Source organism: Thiobacillus thiophilus (assembly GCF_055378705.1).
The window spans coordinates 1,398,856-1,414,784 of the sequence record NZ_AP042404.1 but is presented as its reverse complement, the minus strand read 5'-3'; the positions used below and the strand labels follow the sequence as shown (position 1 = coordinate 1,414,784).

The window sequence follows — 15,929 nt, the reverse complement described above, 5'->3', positions numbered from 1 at the left end:
TCAACATGAAGTGTCTTGTCGTAGTCGCCCATCCAATTGCCGACAGCCTGTGCCATTCCTTGGCCCGATCCGCTATCCAAGCGTTGACCGAATCCGGACACGAAGTACAAGTCGAAAATCTCTACGATACCGAATTCTCGCCTTCGCTTACTGTCAGCGAACGCCAAAGCTATTACGATCCTCCGTTTGATTCCTCAGCCACTCAATCACAGATTGAGCGACTGCTTTCGGCTGAAGCCCTCGTTCTGGTGTTTCCTACTTGGTGGTTTGGCTTTCCCGCCATCCTGAAGGGGTGGTTCGACCGTATCTGGGCTCCTGGCATTGCCTACGACCACGCCACCGATCTTGGCCCAATCAAGCCAAGGCTTCACAACTTGCGGCGAGCACTTGCTATTACGTCGCTTGGCTCACCGTGGTGGGTAGACCGCCTGCTGTTGTGGCAGCCTGTGAAACGGGTGTTGAAAACGGCACTCCTTGGCACTTGTGCGCCCGCATGCCGGTTCGAGATGTTGTCGCTCTATAAGGCAGAACACCTTTCTTCAAAAAAGGTTGAGGCATTCTGTTCGCGTATTCAACGAGGGCTTGCTAAATGGTCGTAGATCTATCCAATTTGCTGGCTAACCCGCCGCTCCAGAGGGACGCTACGCCGGCAAGCCGGCTCCGCGCCCCTGAGCTAACACGTTGGGCGTCCTATCAATTACTCAAAGGAGCATGAAGTGTTCAAAGACTTTGAAACCACAAAAACGCATCTGACCGAGTTGGCCGAGATTATCAACAAGTTCAAGTCCGAGGCAGTTCAACTCCGTCTTGTCGAGCTTATATTTGCCGGCGCTGGTCTCGCTCAGGGTGCGGCGGCACCACGGCAAGAAATTGATACTCCAGCGAAGGCAATGAAGTCGAAGCGCAAGGCGCGCACCAAGCCGTCCCCGAAAGCTGATGATGGGGCAAGCACCAAGAAGAGAACATCGAGTGGTAACGGGGCAGTCGCTACGTTGGTAAAGATTTTCGAGGAAGGCTATTTCAAACAACCACGCTCCATCGGGGATATTTGCGCACACTGTGAAATCAATTTGGCTCGTCGAATTAAGCCAAATGAAATATCAGGGAAACTCGGCAGAATGGTTCGGGATCGTCAGCTATCGCGCGCCAAGAATTCTGATAACCAATACGTCTATACGAACGCCTGACGGTAATGCTAAACCAGGCACTGAACGGGATTCCCGCCGCAATCCGAAAGCATATAGTCTCATCCTATTTGGAACTGAAGACTCATCTTTCCGAATCAAGACATGACGCAGCCGGCCTCAGCGCCGGGAAGCTCTGCGAGGCCGGGATACGCTTGCTCCAAGAACGCGCTTTCGGCCAACACACACCTTTCGGGAAGAAGATCGCTAACTTTGCCGACGAGTGCCGGCGAATTGTTTCCAGTTCGACTGCTACGACAATCACCGATTCTGAGAAGGTAGTCCTACCCCGCGCGTTGGTGTTTCTCTACACAATGCGAAACACACGAGGTATTGGTCACATCGGCGGAGACGTTGACCCAAATGCGATCGACGCCGCATTGATTGGTAGAACCGCTGATTGGATCATTTGCGAACTCATTCGAATTCACCACCATCTCTCGCTCGAAGAAGCACAAGACATCGTGGACGCGCTGGCCATTCGCCAGCTTCCGGATGTTTGGGAAGTGGCCGGAAAACGACGCGTATTGAGAGACGGCCTAATTGCGAAAGACCAAGCCCTACTACTTCTGTATTCTGCCCAAGAGGGCACTGTGCTAACCGAAGATCTCGTGGCTTGGATCGAATATTCCAACCCTGGCGTTTTCAAGTCCAAGGTGCTATCCAAACTTCACAGTGATCGTTTCGTCGAATGGGACAGGGAAGTCGACAGCGTTACGCTTTCTCCTAAAGGCGCCAAGTACGTCGAGGAAACATTGCTGCTGGCCGCCCAACCCATCATTCCACCGGACCTTGCGCATAAAGCCGCGCAAGGCCGGCGGAATAAATAGGGTCAGACACGATATTGAAGCCAGTTAATGAACCGCCCCGGATTTTGTGGAGGCTCCAACTCTTGAGAAGATGGAGCCATGAAGAAACCCGTAAAGTATTCCCCTGAAGTCCGCGAACGTGCCGTGCGCCTGGTCACCGAATGCCGCAAGGATCATCCATCGCAGTGGGCTGCCATTGAATCGATCGCAGTCAAGATCGGCTGAATTCAGGCATTGTGCCTCTTGTTGGCTCGCATAGTCACTTGACAGAACGTACGCAATACCGTACATTTTTAGCCTCTTTGAAGGAGCGCGAAATGAACACACTTACCGCCAGCGAAGCTCGTGCAAATCTGTACCGGCTGATAGATCAAACAGTAGAGTCTCATGAGCCAATCATCATTTCTGGAAAACGCAGCAGTGCCGTGCTGCTCTCCGTGGAAGATTGGAGCGCAATTCAAGAAACCTTGTACCTTCTGGCCGTGCCTGGCATGCGTGAGTCCATAAAGACAGGGATGGCTGAGCCCCTCGCAAAAAGCTCGAAGGAATTTAAGTGGTAGGTTGGGAAGTTGTTTACACCAAGCAAGCAATGAAAGATGCAAAGAAGCTTGCTGCAAGCGGTCTTAAGCCAAAGGCGCAAGAACTGCTCGCAGTTCTTGCCATCGACCCATTTCAGAATCCACCACCCTTCAAGAAGTTGGTCGGTGATCTTGCCGGCGCATACTCTCGCCGCATTAATATTCAGCACCACATCGTGTACGAAGTCTTTACCAAAGAAAGAACGGTTCGCATCCTGCGTATGTGGACGCACTATGAGTGAGCAGCGGCCCAACCCAACATTCGAGTGGGACTGCGCAAAAGCGCGCAGCCCCTCAATTCCACGTTGACGCTGTAGAAAAACCCCTTTTCAGCCAAATTGGCGACGTAAAAAACGGCGTGGAATTTCCACGCCGTTTTCAATTCATGATTTGCAACTTACCGAACCGATTCGGTGGGATGTTCCGATCAGTCATGGCAGCATCTGATTGACGTAGTGCGGGCTGCCCGCCCCGTCCCTACTGCGCATACCCGTGATGCGCCAGCTTCTCGATGTTGTGCACCAGGCAGTAGAGCTTCCACTGCGCATCCACTTTCTTCTGCCCCCGCAAGGTGAAGCGGTTGAGCTGTTTGTTGTGCCGCAAGTTGCCGAACACCGGTTCCACCGTGGCGAAGCGTCGTCCGTATCGCGCCTGTCCTTCCGGGCAATCGATACGGACTTTCATCTTGTCGGTGAAGGACTCCGTGCCGTCAGCCTTGCCCTGAAAGAAACTCACTTGCCGGGTCTTGGTCCTGGTCGGCGTGCGTAGACACTTATCCCGTTGTGCGCACGGTACGCAGTCCTGCTGCGCGCCCTGAAATTTGACGGCAACGAAACCATTGATGATGCAATGGCTGCCGTTGCCGTAGAGTGTCTTGCCCGCAGGGCAAACGCAGGTCTGCGCGTCCATGTCATAGCGAAAGTCTGCGGGGCGATAAACAGCAGTCGGCTTCTTCTCTTTCTTCTGGCCGGATTTGTCGTGCAGAGGATCGGGGGCCTGCTTGTGTTTGTCCTGATCCTTGAAGCGTGGATCGCGTTGCCGCATACCGTTGTCGGCAATCAAGGCGTCCACTTCCAGTTCAGTAAGTTGCTTAAGGTTGGCTTCTGAGTGGTAACCCGCGTCCGCTGTGATGAGGCTGGCCGGGGTGATGAGTGGAGCATCATTCAATGCGACCTGGATGGCTTTGACCACCGGTACCAGCAGTTCCTGTTCGCTGCCGGTACCGTGGGCCTGCGCGTCCACGATGATCTGGTGACGGGCATCGACGGCGGCCACACCCGTATAACCCTGGATGACGCCTTTGCTGGTCGCCATCTTGGCGGATTCGTTGTCGGTGCGGTTGCTCTTCCGTATCGTGCCTTTGCTGCCCTTGCGATCATCGGGATGAGCGGTGAGCCATTGACGCAGTTGGGCGGCATCGGTTTGCAGGCGGCTGATGCGCTGGACTTCTTTCTGTCTGAGGTCGGCCTCGACCGGTTTGCTGTCCTCTTCCCGATGCCGTTCGAGCATGACGCGGGCAGCGGCTTCGAGCTTGGTGGCCTGGTGCTCGAAGTCGGCACGGGTGCCGCTCTTCTGTTTGCTGGCGTTGCTGGGCAGCTTGACGCCGTCGATGGCAAACATCTCGCGTCCGATCAAACCCTGCCGGTCGCACAGGTAGAGGATTTGGGTGAAGACGCGGGCGATGTCGTCGGCAAGCTTCGAGACAAATCCGGCAATCGTGGTGAAGTGGGGCTGGGTGTCGCCTGACAGGGCGATGAAGGTGACGTGGTCACGGCAGACTGCTTCAATGTTGCGACTGGAAATAATGCCCTGGCTGTAGGCAAACAGCACGACCTTGAGCAGCATGGCAGGCGGATAAGCCGCCGCACCGGTCGCGTCGTTGTTGAAGCGGGCATCGAAGCTGGACAGGTCCAGCTCGTGGTCGATGAGGTGATTGAGCGCGTGCTCGAAAGTACCGGGAAGCAGTTGCCGTTGCAGGTCGACGGCAAGGAAACGGGGGCTGGTGTCGATATGCTTGTAGCGCGCCATGCGGTCTGTGCCATCACAAAATCAATGCAGCGATGTTGATGCAGGCGGGAGGCTGGGGCAAGATGCGGGAATGATTATTTTTAGGGGCTTTTTATACAGCCTCGTTAGAGCGCAAACCATCAAAGGAGTAGGAATGCCAAGTGTCTTAATCGAAGTGCGGCGGCAATACACACAGGAGCAAGAGGTTGCTCTCATGGAAGCGGTTCACATTGCTTTGCGTGAGGCATTCAAAATTGTGCCCGGTGACAAAAATGTTCGCCTCGTCGTGCATGAACCTCACCGCTTTGCGTACCCGCCTGCGCGTGAGAAACCGGATTTTTATACACACATCAGTATTGATGCGTTTGCTGGTCGATCACTTGAGACAAAGCGAAATTTGTACAAGGCAATAGTGAACAACCTTGAGCCATTTGGCATCCCCAAAGATCATGTGAAAATTCTTCTCCGAGAAATCGCGAAAGAAAATTGGGGTATTCGCGGTGGGCAAGCAGGTTGCGATGTTGAGTTGGGCTTCAAGGTCGAGGTGTAGTTTGCGCTCTAACCCTACGCTCAAGCGGGACTGCGCAAAAGCGCGCAGCCCCTTAGCTCCACGTTGACGCTGTAGAAAAACCCCTTTTCAGCCAAATTGGCGACGTAAAAAACGGCGTGGAATTTCCACGCCGTTTTGGATTAAATAAATAGGGTCAGACACGATTAATTGACTTCAATAGCATGTCTGCTCCCATTTGATTTTTTAAAACAGGTAGCGCTTGCGTTATGCACTCGCAATCAGATTAGATATACACATTTCAAGGTGTATATTGCACGCCCGAAAGGAGGTCAATAGAGTAATTCTTACCTACGGTTTTGAACTCAGAACGAGGTTATTTTTAACGCAAAGGAGAAGGTGATCCATGTTTATCGTTATCATATCGTTTCCACCAATTAAGGACGGCAGGGATGCCGATTTTAAAAAATGGTTTGCCTCTTCAGGCAACGCATTCAGCAAATTTACTGGCTTTGTAAGCAGAAGACTTCTGAATCCTGTAGATGGGGGGAATTATGCGGCTATAGTTGAGTTCAAAGATCAAGCCGCATTCCATGCAATGCATGGCAGCCCCGCCCATGACGAAGCAGGCGACCAAGTAAAACCTCTCTTTGATGGTAAACCCACGCCGATATTCTACCAAGTTGTTGACGCATAGTTTCAAACGCGGGATGGTTGGCTCTTGTGCACCTCGTAAGAGGCGTGTCTGCGCATAAATAGTGTATAAATATGGTCGACACGATTAATTGACTTCAATATCGTGTCCGACCCTATTTACTTTTTCATTACAACGCAACATAACATGGCGTACGAGTGGGACGCGCCAAGAGCGGCGCGCCCTTCAACTTCACGTTAGACCTCACAGCCCAATCCGCCAGATGACTTCACCACCGGGAAAACGACTCGAACGACTCGTCGCTGCAATGCACCACGTTGAGTCAACGGGTGCGGTAGTAACGTGGAACGACGAAATTGCCGGCCGCCAGTTCGACGTAACGATCCGCTTCAAGTTCGGATTGCATAGCTACCTGACCGTCATCGAGTGCAAGGACTACTCATCGAAGATTAGTGTGGAGAAGATCGACGCATTCGTCACTAAGGCGAGAGACGCGAACGCGAACAAGGCCGTGTTCATTTCGTCGCAGGGATTTCAGTCGGGTTGCTTCCCGGTAGCGGAGCGTCACGGGATTCAGCTTCTGATCTTGAGCGAGACCACCGACACGTCAATTCCTGAGCTGGTCGAGCGATTCACACCAGGGCTAAACATCTACGATGTTGGGTTCCGAACCCCTCAGTCCGGCGACCTGATTGAGTTTGAAGACTGGGGCGGAAATCAAAGGGGCCAGGCACGAATTAATTTTGCTATGATGGTTTATGCTCCATCGCGCCCGGAGATAAAATCGAGCCTGGCCCCTTTGATCTTCAGATACTTGATTTGAAAACGAGAAGATACGACCAACTGGGAAGCTTGACTATGCAGTCAAAAAGCATGCTACTGCTTGATACTTTGCTGAACGCTATATCGATGCTGTCTAAGACGCCGCTGAATTACTGGGCTGAGTTTGCTGTCGATATCCCGTTTGGTGCTGTGCTGATCTTTGCAGGCCTACGGAGTAATGAACTTGGTCCCATCGCAGTTGTTCTAACTATCCTGCTTGGCCTTTTTCTCTTCAGTTTTATTGAATACTCATTTCACCGCTGGCTGTTTCACGGATCAGCGCAGATCATGGCACAGGGTCACCGCGCGCATCACGAGAATCCGTTGGGTTACGATTCATTACCGTTCTTCTTGCCGGCGTTGATACTGCTGGCACTCACAGGCGTGCTTGTATTGCTTATGCCTGTGAAGTATGCCTTTCTGCTGACGGGGGCCATTACTCTAAGCTACGTTATCTATGGGTTGTGGCATTTCACCATCCACCACCACCTTTTTCATAATGTTTTTGCTCGAAACTGGGCTGCCAATCACCACATCCATCATTACCACGTCGATACCAACTTTGGTGTTACAACGCCACTGTGGGATATAGTGTTTGGCACACGCTACAGAAGAGCATCTTAGTAAGCATCTTGTGGGGTCAGCTCTTTCAACTGGCCCGGCCTGGGTTGGCGCAAGGCGCCATACTTGTGTAGACGTTTGCCGCCCAACATCGCGCTTTACTCGGACAGGTGCTCCACTGCCGCTACGCACCTGCCGGTAAGCTTAGCGTTGGGCGTCATACTCGGCACGTCACACGCGTTAGATAATGGAATTAATGTCGAATGATTGAGTACCGCGAGAACCAGCCACTTGAGCCTGTCGAAATTGCTCGTGTCTTCGAGGCATCGGGCATTAGCAGACCAACGAAGGATATTCCGCGCATCGCGCAAATGTTTGCGAACGCAAACGTTGTCATTTCAGTATGGGACGGAGCCCGCTTAATTGGCGTAAGTCGGGCGCTGACGGACTACAGCTATTGCTGTTACCTCTCCGATCTTGCAGTTGACGTCGCCTATCAGAAGCATGGCATCGGCCGGGAGCTAATTCGACGCCCCCAGTCCATTATTGGAGAAGAGGTATCCCTTATCCTGATGTCCGCGCCCGGTGCGATGGCGTATTACCCCAAGGTCGGTTTTGCGTTGGCAGACAACGCCTATGTCATTCGGCGGAAGCGTTAATGACGCCCAACCCTACATTCGAGCGGGACTGCGCAAAAGCGCGCAGCCCCTCACTTTTACGTTGACGCTGTAGAAAAACCCCTTTTCAGCCAAATTGGCGACGTAAAAAACGGCGTGGAATTTCCACGCCGTTTTCAATTCATGATTTGCAACTTACCGAACCGATTCGGTGGGATGTTCCGATCAGTCATGGCAGCATCTGATTGACGTAGTGCGGGCTGCCCGCCCCGTCCCTACTGCGCATACCCGTGATGCGCCAGCTTCTCGATGTTGTGCACCAGGCAGTAGAGCTTCCACTGCGCATCCACTTTCTTCTGCCCCCGCAAGGTGAAGCGGTTGAGCTGTTTGTTGTGCCGCAAGTTGCCGAACACCGGTTCCACCGTGGCGAAGCGTCGTCCGTATCGCGCCTGTCCTTCCGGGCAATCGATACGGACTTTCATCTTGTCGGTGAAGGACTCCGTGCCGTCAGCCTTGCCCTGAAAGAAACTCACTTGCCGGGTCTTGGTCCTGGTCGGCGTGCGTAGACACTTATCCCGTTGTGCGCACGGTACGCAGTCCTGCTGCGCGCCCTGAAATTTGACGGCAACGAAACCATTGATGATGCAATGGCTGCCGTTGCCGTAGAGTGTCTTGCCCGCAGGGCAAACGCAGGTCTGCGCGTCCATGTCATAGCGAAAGTCTGCGGGGCGATAAACAGCAGTCGGCTTCTTCTCTTTCTTCTGGCCGGATTTGTCGTGCAGAGGATCGGGGGCCTGCTTGTGTTTGTCCTGATCCTTGAAGCGTGGATCGCGTTGCCGCATACCGTTGTCGGCAATCAAGGCGTCCACTTCCAGTTCAGTAAGTTGCTTAAGGTTGGCTTCTGAGTGGTAACCCGCGTCCGCTGTGATGAGGCTGGCCGGGGTGATGAGTGGAGCATCATTCAATGCGACCTGGATGGCTTTGACCACCGGTACCAGCAGTTCCTGTTCGCTGCCGGTACCGTGGGCCTGCGCGTCCACGATGATCTGGTGACGGGCATCGACGGCGGCCACACCCGTATAACCCTGGATGACGCCTTTGCTGGTCGCCATCTTGGCGGATTCGTTGTCGGTGCGGTTGCTCTTCCGTATCGTGCCTTTGCTGCCCTTGCGATCATCGGGATGAGCGGTGAGCCATTGACGCAGTTGGGCGGCATCGGTTTGCAGGCGGCTGATGCGCTGGACTTCTTTCTGTCTGAGGTCGGCCTCGACCGGTTTGCTGTCCTCTTCCCGATGCCGTTCGAGCATGACGCGGGCAGCGGCTTCGAGCTTGGTGGCCTGGTGCTCGAAGTCGGCACGGGTGCCGCTCTTCTGTTTGCTGGCGTTGCTGGGCAGCTTGACGCCGTCGATGGCAAACATCTCGCGTCCGATCAAACCCTGCCGGTCGCACAGGTAGAGGATTTGGGTGAAGACGCGGGCGATGTCGTCGGCAAGCTTCGAGACAAATCCGGCAATCGTGGTGAAGTGGGGCTGGGTGTCGCCTGACAGGGCGATGAAGGTGACGTGGTCACGGCAGACTGCTTCAATGTTGCGACTGGAAATAATGCCCTGGCTGTAGGCAAACAGCACGACCTTGAGCAGCATGGCAGGCGGATAAGCCGCCGCACCGGTCGCGTCGTTGTTGAAGCGGGCATCGAAGCTGGACAGGTCCAGCTCGTGGTCGATGAGGTGATTGAGCGCGTGCTCGAAAGTACCGGGAAGCAGTTGCCGTTGCAGGTCGACGGCAAGGAAACGGGGGCTGGTGTCGATATGCTTGTAGCGCGCCATGCGGTCTGTGCCATCACAAAATCAATGCAGCGATGTTGATGCAGGCGGGAGGCTGGGGCAAGATGCGGGAATGATTATTTTTAGGGGCTTTTTATACAGCCTCGTTAGGCAAGGCAAGGACTACCGCACTTCAATTTCACAAAAGGGGGATAGCCATGATCGAACAAGGTGAAATACTTACGATTTTTGAGAACGTTTTGGCTAATAAGCATGCCGCCAAAGAGGCTTTAAAAAATCCTGGAAAAGTGTTATCGCAACATGGATTGGCAATTTCAAATCAAGAAATATTTAACAAAGTTTTTTTCGATATCTCGCCAAATATACGGGCACACCTTGTTGCAGCAAGTGTTGGTAAAGCTCATGGTGATTTGGTTGGCTGCGACAGCGTAAAATGTATTAGCTGTCAAACAGCGTTAGGTGCTGCGATTGGAGCCGCTGTGGCCGCGTGCATCGGTAGTGGTTGCGAAGGGCCATGCGTTGAAGCGATTGCAACGGAAACCGGGTTAGCCCCAACAGCCGTAATCGCTATTATTGGAGGTGCGGGGGGCGGAGTAGCCGCAGCACTTAAAGATTTATGTAAAGCTATGGGTGCATGTTGATTTGGTGAGCGCTGCCTAACCCGGCAGTCAACCGGACCTGCGCGAAAAGACGCGCAGGCCGGTTACTTCTACGTTGACGCTGTAGAAAAACCCCTTTTCAGCCAAATTGGCGACGTAAAAAACGGCGTGGAATTTCCACGCCGTTTTCAATTCATGATTTGCAACTTACCGAACCGATTCGGTGGGATGTTCCGATCAGTCATGGCAGCATCTGATTGACGTAGTGCGGGCTGCCCGCCCCGTCCCTACTGCGCATACCCGTGATGCGCCAGCTTCTCGATGTTGTGCACCAGGCAGTAGAGCTTCCACTGCGCATCCACTTTCTTCTGCCCCCGCAAGGTGAAGCGGTTGAGCTGTTTGTTGTGCCGCAAGTTGCCGAACACCGGTTCCACCGTGGCGAAGCGTCGTCCGTATCGCGCCTGTCCTTCCGGGCAATCGATACGGACTTTCATCTTGTCGGTGAAGGACTCCGTGCCGTCAGCCTTGCCCTGAAAGAAACTCACTTGCCGGGTCTTGGTCCTGGTCGGCGTGCGTAGACACTTATCCCGTTGTGCGCACGGTACGCAGTCCTGCTGCGCGCCCTGAAATTTGACGGCAACGAAACCATTGATGATGCAATGGCTGCCGTTGCCGTAGAGTGTCTTGCCCGCAGGGCAAACGCAGGTCTGCGCGTCCATGTCATAGCGAAAGTCTGCGGGGCGATAAACAGCAGTCGGCTTCTTCTCTTTCTTCTGGCCGGATTTGTCGTGCAGAGGATCGGGGGCCTGCTTGTGTTTGTCCTGATCCTTGAAGCGTGGATCGCGTTGCCGCATACCGTTGTCGGCAATCAAGGCGTCCACTTCCAGTTCAGTAAGTTGCTTAAGGTTGGCTTCTGAGTGGTAACCCGCGTCCGCTGTGATGAGGCTGGCCGGGGTGATGAGTGGAGCATCATTCAATGCGACCTGGATGGCTTTGACCACCGGTACCAGCAGTTCCTGTTCGCTGCCGGTACCGTGGGCCTGCGCGTCCACGATGATCTGGTGACGGGCATCGACGGCGGCCACACCCGTATAACCCTGGATGACGCCTTTGCTGGTCGCCATCTTGGCGGATTCGTTGTCGGTGCGGTTGCTCTTCCGTATCGTGCCTTTGCTGCCCTTGCGATCATCGGGATGAGCGGTGAGCCATTGACGCAGTTGGGCGGCATCGGTTTGCAGGCGGCTGATGCGCTGGACTTCTTTCTGTCTGAGGTCGGCCTCGACCGGTTTGCTGTCCTCTTCCCGATGCCGTTCGAGCATGACGCGGGCAGCGGCTTCGAGCTTGGTGGCCTGGTGCTCGAAGTCGGCACGGGTGCCGCTCTTCTGTTTGCTGGCGTTGCTGGGCAGCTTGACGCCGTCGATGGCAAACATCTCGCGTCCGATCAAACCCTGCCGGTCGCACAGGTAGAGGATTTGGGTGAAGACGCGGGCGATGTCGTCGGCAAGCTTCGAGACAAATCCGGCAATCGTGGTGAAGTGGGGCTGGGTGTCGCCTGACAGGGCGATGAAGGTGACGTGGTCACGGCAGACTGCTTCAATGTTGCGACTGGAAATAATGCCCTGGCTGTAGGCAAACAGCACGACCTTGAGCAGCATGGCAGGCGGATAAGCCGCCGCACCGGTCGCGTCGTTGTTGAAGCGGGCATCGAAGCTGGACAGGTCCAGCTCGTGGTCGATGAGGTGATTGAGCGCGTGCTCGAAAGTACCGGGAAGCAGTTGCCGTTGCAGGTCGACGGCAAGGAAACGGGGGCTGGTGTCGATATGCTTGTAGCGCGCCATGCGGTCTGTGCCATCACAAAATCAATGCAGCGATGTTGATGCAGGCGGGAGGCTGGGGCAAGATGCGGGAATGATTATTTTTAGGGGCTTTTTATACAGCCTCGTTAGGCTGACCTATCAATAAAGCAATGAAGGAGGATAAGATGAAGACGATGGTTCTCAAGGCAGTGGGATTACTGGCAGTGCTGGCGCTGGCGACGCTGGTTGCCTGCGCGGGAGACGACCCGAGCGAACAGGAGAAGGCCAGAGTCTACTGCCTTGAGCAAGGGGGAGTTATCATTAACGCCGGTCAGACCTGCCAGTATCAGGAGGTCGCCCAGTTTGACGACGGCGTGACCACTTTCACCCACAACTGTGAGCTGATGGCTTTTTACCAAGGAACATGCGATCAGGCCGCGGCCTCCGATGTCCTCGACTTCCCGCTGTTACCAGAACCTCCCAGCGACGATCCGACCATCCGACAAAAACTCTACAGCCGGGTGGACGACATCCTCACTCATCTTGACAATACCGGCTACGCTCACAACCGGGATAACAACTTCTCCTTGGTCCCCGGCATCGAGACCTTCCCCTTTGCGGATGGCACGGTCGAATCCTACAACCTGTTCCTTGACTGCTCGGGGTTCGTCGGCTATTACGTGCTGCAGGGGATTGCCAAGCCGCTTTACACCAAGGTCCAGGAGACCGCCAATTATAGTTGCGGTCGTCCCCTGGCGGCCGATTTCGCCGATGCATTTGCCGATGCATCCAACAGCTTTACCGAGGCCACCCAGACGGACGTCGAAGGCAACAATATTTGTTGGGGGCAGGTGAAGCATCTGGAGAACGCCAAACGTGGGGACGTCATCGTTTATAAGCACGCAGAGAATTTCGGTGACGAAACCGACAGTTGCAAGGATGGCCGCACCATCACTTTGGCCAAATGCACCGCCCGTGACCAGGATGGCAACTGTACCGCCCGCAAGAACACCGGTCATATTCTGTATATCCTGGAACAACCCTACCGCAGCAAGCAGTGCAAGGACGAGAAGCTGCTCTGGGACGAAGGCTGCTACAGCAGCGAATCCATAGCGTCGTCGGCACCGGGAGAATTTCAGTGGGTGGTCAAGGTCGCCGATTCGACCACGGTTCCCCACTCCCGCGATAGTCGTGCGCCGGGGGCGGACAAGTCGAATTACGCCAGCAATCTTTACCATGCCTGGACCAAGACTTACGACGGCGTGAGCGACCTCTACCGCTGCTGCGACGGCAGTTACCACCGTAGCTGCGCACCCAGTGGGGGGACCGACTGTCCGGAGAAAATCGTTATTAATACCTCGTATGAAAACAATCCCACCGGCATCGGTGCCGGGTACATCTATGTGAACGACGCACGGGACGGCTTCCGGAACAAGTACGGGGACGACATTGAATGGGCCGACGTCTACATCGGTCGGCCGGCCAAGTGCGATTCGCTGGGGAAATAGCAGTCCAGGTAATAAAGGGAACAGATTTATTTTTGCCTAACAACTCACTCCAGCGGACGCGCAAAAAGCCGCACGCCGCTGATTTCAGACGTTGGGCGTAAGTATGACAAAGCATATGACATCTATTTCCTGCCGTGAAGCGTCTAAAGCGGATATCCCCGCAGTGCTCCGTCTGTATGCACAACCTGATTTCGATAATGGAAATGTGCTTCCCATATCAGAGGCTGAGCAGCTTTTTGAACGCATCGCGCGTTACCCTAATTACACAATCTACATCGCGTTCTGTGAAGGACAGGTCGTCGGCACATTCACTCTTTTAATTATGGACAATCTGGGGCATATGGGTACACCCTCTGGAGTGATCGAGGATGTTGCAGTTGATCCCGAGTGGCAGGGTCGGAGTGTGGGTAAGTTAATGATGAAACACGCTTTCCTGTTGTGTAGTGAAAAGGGCTGTTACAAGATAGCCCTTTCCTCCAATCTAAAGCGTGAGACCGCACATTCATTTTACGAGTCGCTGGGCTTTGAGCGCCACGGTTATAGCTACCGGATCAGCGCCCAACAAGACGCTCCAATCGACGCCACAAAACGGCGCGGCTGAGCTTTACGTTGGGCGTATAAACCCTTATGAACATGCATCTCTCCGCACTTGGAATTTCTAGCGAATTGATAACGGCCCGTGGCTTACGCGAATGCGAGGAAGCTACGACGCTTGAAGTTGCTGAAGTTGGAGCGGATGGTCGAGATCATTTGCTTGCACCTTCGGCCGCCAAAGCATGGCGGCTCCTCAAGGCTGCGGCGCTCGTTGACGGCATCAATCTATTCATCGTCTCCGCCTTTCGTAGCATTGATCGGCAAGCTGAGATAGTTCGACGAAAACTTGAAACTGGGGTGGCGGTTGAAAGTATTCTCACCGTCTGCGCACCACCAGGCTTTAGCGAACACCACACTGGGCGAGCCGTCGATCTCTCAACTCCCGGTAGCCGCGCTCTCGAAATCGAGTTCGATCAATCCGTTGCATATGTTTGGCTCACTGAACACGCCGCCGAATTCGGCTATGATCTCTCTTATCCAACTGGCAATCCATGGGGTTATCAATACGAACCGTGGCACTGGTGTTTTAGCGACGCCCAACCCCTCGTTCAAGCGGGACTGCCGCAAAAGCGCGACAGCCCCTTAACTTAAAGAAGTGGCCCCGCTTGTCTGAACAACATTCCCCGATTTATAAGTGGAACTCTGGCGGGTTAAAGGTGCGTCGTTGTTTCCGTGGATGTCGGGCAACGCGGGGCGACGTCCCCCCGGTTTTCAGTAGCACTCGGCTTTAGAGTCCGGGGGTTAATGTAGCCGATTTGTCGGCCAGTTTCTTGGCGTAGGCCGACGGTGTCAGGCCACCCAGCGATTTCTTCGGCCTCTCCTCGTTGTACTCGCGCCGCCATGCCTCGATCACCGCACGGGCGTGGGCCAAGCTGACGAACCAGTGCTCGTTCAGGCATTCGTCGCGCAGGCGACCGTTGAACGACTCGATGTAAGCGTTCTGGTTTGGCTTGCCGGGCTCGATCAGAAACAACCTCACACTGCGCGCTTGCGCCCACGTCAGCATTACTCGGCCACAGAATTCCTTGCCGTTGTCGGTGCGGATCGCCTGCGGCAATCCACGCTCCAGGGCCAGCCGGTCCAGAATGCGCGTCAGCGCGTGGCCACCAATGGCACGCTCGGGCACGACGGCCACGGCTTCGTGCGTGGCGTCGTCCACGACCGTCAGGCACTTGATGACGCGTCCTTCGGCCGTCCGATCGAACACGAAATCCATCGACCAGACCTGGTTGGCGGACAGGGGGCGTCCCAACGGCTGTCGATCCGCCACCGGCACCTTTTTGCGCCGGCGACGCCGTACCTGGAGGCCCGCTTCGGCATAGAGCCGTTCGACACGCTTGTGATTCACCGGCATCCCGGCCTGGCGCAATTTCAGGTAGATCATGCCAGCGCCATAGCGGCGATGCCGATGCGCCAGTGCCACGATTCGATCGCGCAGGTCCTGGTTTTGGTCTGGCGCGGGTTGGTAGCGATAGGCACTGGCACTCATGCCGACGACGCGCAGGGCATGCCGTTCGCTCAATCCGTGGCCTGCCAGGTGGCGCACCAGTTCGCGGCGTGCCGGTGCCTTCACCACTTTTTTCGGAGCGCCTCACGCGTGACCTCGTTCTCCAGCATCGCTTCGGCAAGCAGCTTCTTCAGGCGGGTGTTTTCGGTCTCCAGTTCCTTCAGGCGCTTGGCGTCAGACACGTTCATGCCGCCGAACTTGCTGCGCCAGAGGTAGTAGCTGGCTTCAGAGAAACCGTGCCGGCGACACAGCTCCTTGATCGGCAGGCCCGCTTCCGCCTCCCGCAGGAATCCAATGATCCGCTCTTCCGTGAAACGCTTCTTCATGTCCAATCTCCTTCGTCAGTGGGATTGGACTCTAAAGCTACGTGCTACTCAAACTGGGGGGACGTCGGGGGCGC

General features: G+C 54.9%; 18 protein-coding genes and 1 pseudogene. 15 read left to right on the top strand and 4 right to left on the bottom strand.

The features are described 5' to 3' along the window. The first annotated feature begins 5 nt into the window (after positions 1-5). The 6 genes and pseudogenes from ACZ41T_RS07005 to ACZ41T_RS06980 all read left to right on the top strand — a co-directional run bounded on the left by ACZ41T_RS07005 (position 6) and on the right by ACZ41T_RS06980 (position 2,813). On the top strand, positions 6-599 hold the full coding sequence (locus tag ACZ41T_RS07005; protein ID WP_464923749.1) for an NAD(P)H-dependent oxidoreductase: 594 nt from the start codon (positions 6-8) through the stop codon (positions 597-599). A gap of 117 nt (positions 600-716) precedes the next feature. Then, positions 717-1,187, top strand: a complete 471-nt coding sequence (locus tag ACZ41T_RS07000; RefSeq protein WP_464923748.1) for a hypothetical protein — start codon at positions 717-719, stop codon at positions 1,185-1,187. Between the two features lie 68 nt (positions 1,188-1,255). Continuing rightward, positions 1,256-2,014, top strand: a complete 759-nt coding sequence (locus ACZ41T_RS06995) for a hypothetical protein (protein WP_464923747.1) — start codon at positions 1,256-1,258, stop codon at positions 2,012-2,014. Positions 2,015-2,092: 78 nt separating this feature from the next. Then, positions 2,093-2,215, top strand: a pseudogene (locus ACZ41T_RS06990) (IS3 family transposase); the annotation flags it as partial. A 95-nt stretch (positions 2,216-2,310) separates the two neighbouring features. Next, positions 2,311-2,553: a type II toxin-antitoxin system Phd/YefM family antitoxin gene (locus ACZ41T_RS06985; RefSeq protein WP_464923746.1), complete on the top strand. Its 243-nt coding sequence runs from the start codon at positions 2,311-2,313 to the stop codon at positions 2,551-2,553. Next, a complete protein-coding gene (locus ACZ41T_RS06980; RefSeq protein WP_464923745.1) occupies positions 2,547-2,813 on the top strand; it encodes a Txe/YoeB family addiction module toxin in 267 nt (88 codons plus the stop codon). Before ACZ41T_RS06985 ends, ACZ41T_RS06980 begins: the two co-directional genes overlap by 7 nt. Positions 2,814-3,048: 235 nt before the next feature. Here ACZ41T_RS06980 and ACZ41T_RS06975 read toward each other — a convergent pair whose 3' ends face one another. Further along, positions 3,049-4,599, bottom strand: a complete 1,551-nt coding sequence (locus tag ACZ41T_RS06975) for a transposase (protein WP_464921023.1) — start codon at positions 4,597-4,599, stop codon at positions 3,049-3,051. Between the two features lie 133 nt (positions 4,600-4,732). Between ACZ41T_RS06975 and ACZ41T_RS06970 the strand changes: the two genes are divergently transcribed. From ACZ41T_RS06970 to ACZ41T_RS06950, 5 genes are all read left to right on the top strand, one after another. After that, the gene (locus tag ACZ41T_RS06970; RefSeq protein ID WP_464923744.1) at positions 4,733-5,128 is read left to right on the top strand and encodes a tautomerase family protein; all 396 of its coding nucleotides are present in this window, start codon (positions 4,733-4,735) and stop codon (positions 5,126-5,128) included. Positions 5,129-5,492: 364 nt separating this feature from the next. Next, on the top strand, positions 5,493-5,783 hold the full coding sequence (locus tag ACZ41T_RS06965) for an antibiotic biosynthesis monooxygenase family protein (protein ID WP_464923743.1): 291 nt from the start codon (positions 5,493-5,495) through the stop codon (positions 5,781-5,783). 220 nt (positions 5,784-6,003) lie between these two features. Then, positions 6,004-6,564, top strand: a complete 561-nt coding sequence (locus tag ACZ41T_RS06960; RefSeq protein WP_464923742.1) for a restriction endonuclease — start codon at positions 6,004-6,006, stop codon at positions 6,562-6,564. Positions 6,565-6,599: 35 nt separating this feature from the next. Beyond that, the gene (locus ACZ41T_RS06955) at positions 6,600-7,187 is read left to right on the top strand and encodes a sterol desaturase family protein (RefSeq protein ID WP_464923741.1); all 588 of its coding nucleotides are present in this window, start codon (positions 6,600-6,602) and stop codon (positions 7,185-7,187) included. 200 nt (positions 7,188-7,387) lie between these two features. Then, the gene (locus ACZ41T_RS06950) at positions 7,388-7,783 is read left to right on the top strand and encodes a GNAT family N-acetyltransferase (RefSeq protein ID WP_464923740.1); all 396 of its coding nucleotides are present in this window, start codon (positions 7,388-7,390) and stop codon (positions 7,781-7,783) included. Between the two features lie 233 nt (positions 7,784-8,016). Here the strand turns inward: ACZ41T_RS06950 and ACZ41T_RS06945 are convergent, their stop codons facing one another. After that, positions 8,017-9,567 (bottom strand): transposase, encoded by a 1,551-nt coding sequence (locus tag ACZ41T_RS06945; protein WP_464921023.1) that lies wholly within the window; start codon positions 9,565-9,567, stop codon positions 8,017-8,019. Positions 9,568-9,722: 155 nt separating this feature from the next. Here ACZ41T_RS06945 and ACZ41T_RS06940 point away from each other — a divergent pair, with 155 nt between their 5' ends. Next, positions 9,723-10,166 (top strand): hypothetical protein, encoded by a 444-nt coding sequence (locus tag ACZ41T_RS06940; RefSeq protein ID WP_464923739.1) that lies wholly within the window; start codon positions 9,723-9,725, stop codon positions 10,164-10,166. Between the two features lie 245 nt (positions 10,167-10,411). Here the strand turns inward: ACZ41T_RS06940 and ACZ41T_RS06935 are convergent, their stop codons facing one another. Beyond that, entirely contained in the window at positions 10,412-11,962 is a 1,551-nt protein-coding gene (locus ACZ41T_RS06935) for a transposase (protein WP_464921023.1), read from the bottom strand. A gap of 143 nt (positions 11,963-12,105) precedes the next feature. On the opposite strand from ACZ41T_RS06935, the gene ACZ41T_RS06930 reads away from it, so the two are divergent. The 3 genes from ACZ41T_RS06930 to ACZ41T_RS06920 all read left to right on the top strand — a co-directional run bounded on the left by ACZ41T_RS06930 (position 12,106) and on the right by ACZ41T_RS06920 (position 14,613). Next, positions 12,106-13,428: a hypothetical protein gene (locus tag ACZ41T_RS06930; RefSeq protein ID WP_464923738.1), complete on the top strand. Its 1,323-nt coding sequence runs from the start codon at positions 12,106-12,108 to the stop codon at positions 13,426-13,428. A 103-nt stretch (positions 13,429-13,531) separates the two neighbouring features. After that, positions 13,532-14,029 (top strand): GNAT family N-acetyltransferase, encoded by a 498-nt coding sequence (locus ACZ41T_RS06925; protein ID WP_464923737.1) that lies wholly within the window; start codon positions 13,532-13,534, stop codon positions 14,027-14,029. A 26-nt stretch (positions 14,030-14,055) separates the two neighbouring features. Beyond that, complete coding sequence (locus tag ACZ41T_RS06920; protein ID WP_464923736.1) at positions 14,056-14,613, top strand: M15 family metallopeptidase; 558 nt, start codon at positions 14,056-14,058, stop codon at positions 14,611-14,613. Positions 14,614-14,749: 136 nt separating this feature from the next. Here ACZ41T_RS06920 and ACZ41T_RS06915 read toward each other — a convergent pair. After that, a protein-coding gene (locus tag ACZ41T_RS06915) for an IS3 family transposase (protein WP_464921223.1) occupies positions 14,750-15,855 on the bottom strand; the annotation gives its coding sequence in 2 pieces (ribosomal slippage) (positions 14,750-15,597 and positions 15,597-15,855; 1,107 coding nt in all). Positions 15,856-15,929 lie beyond the last annotated feature (74 nt).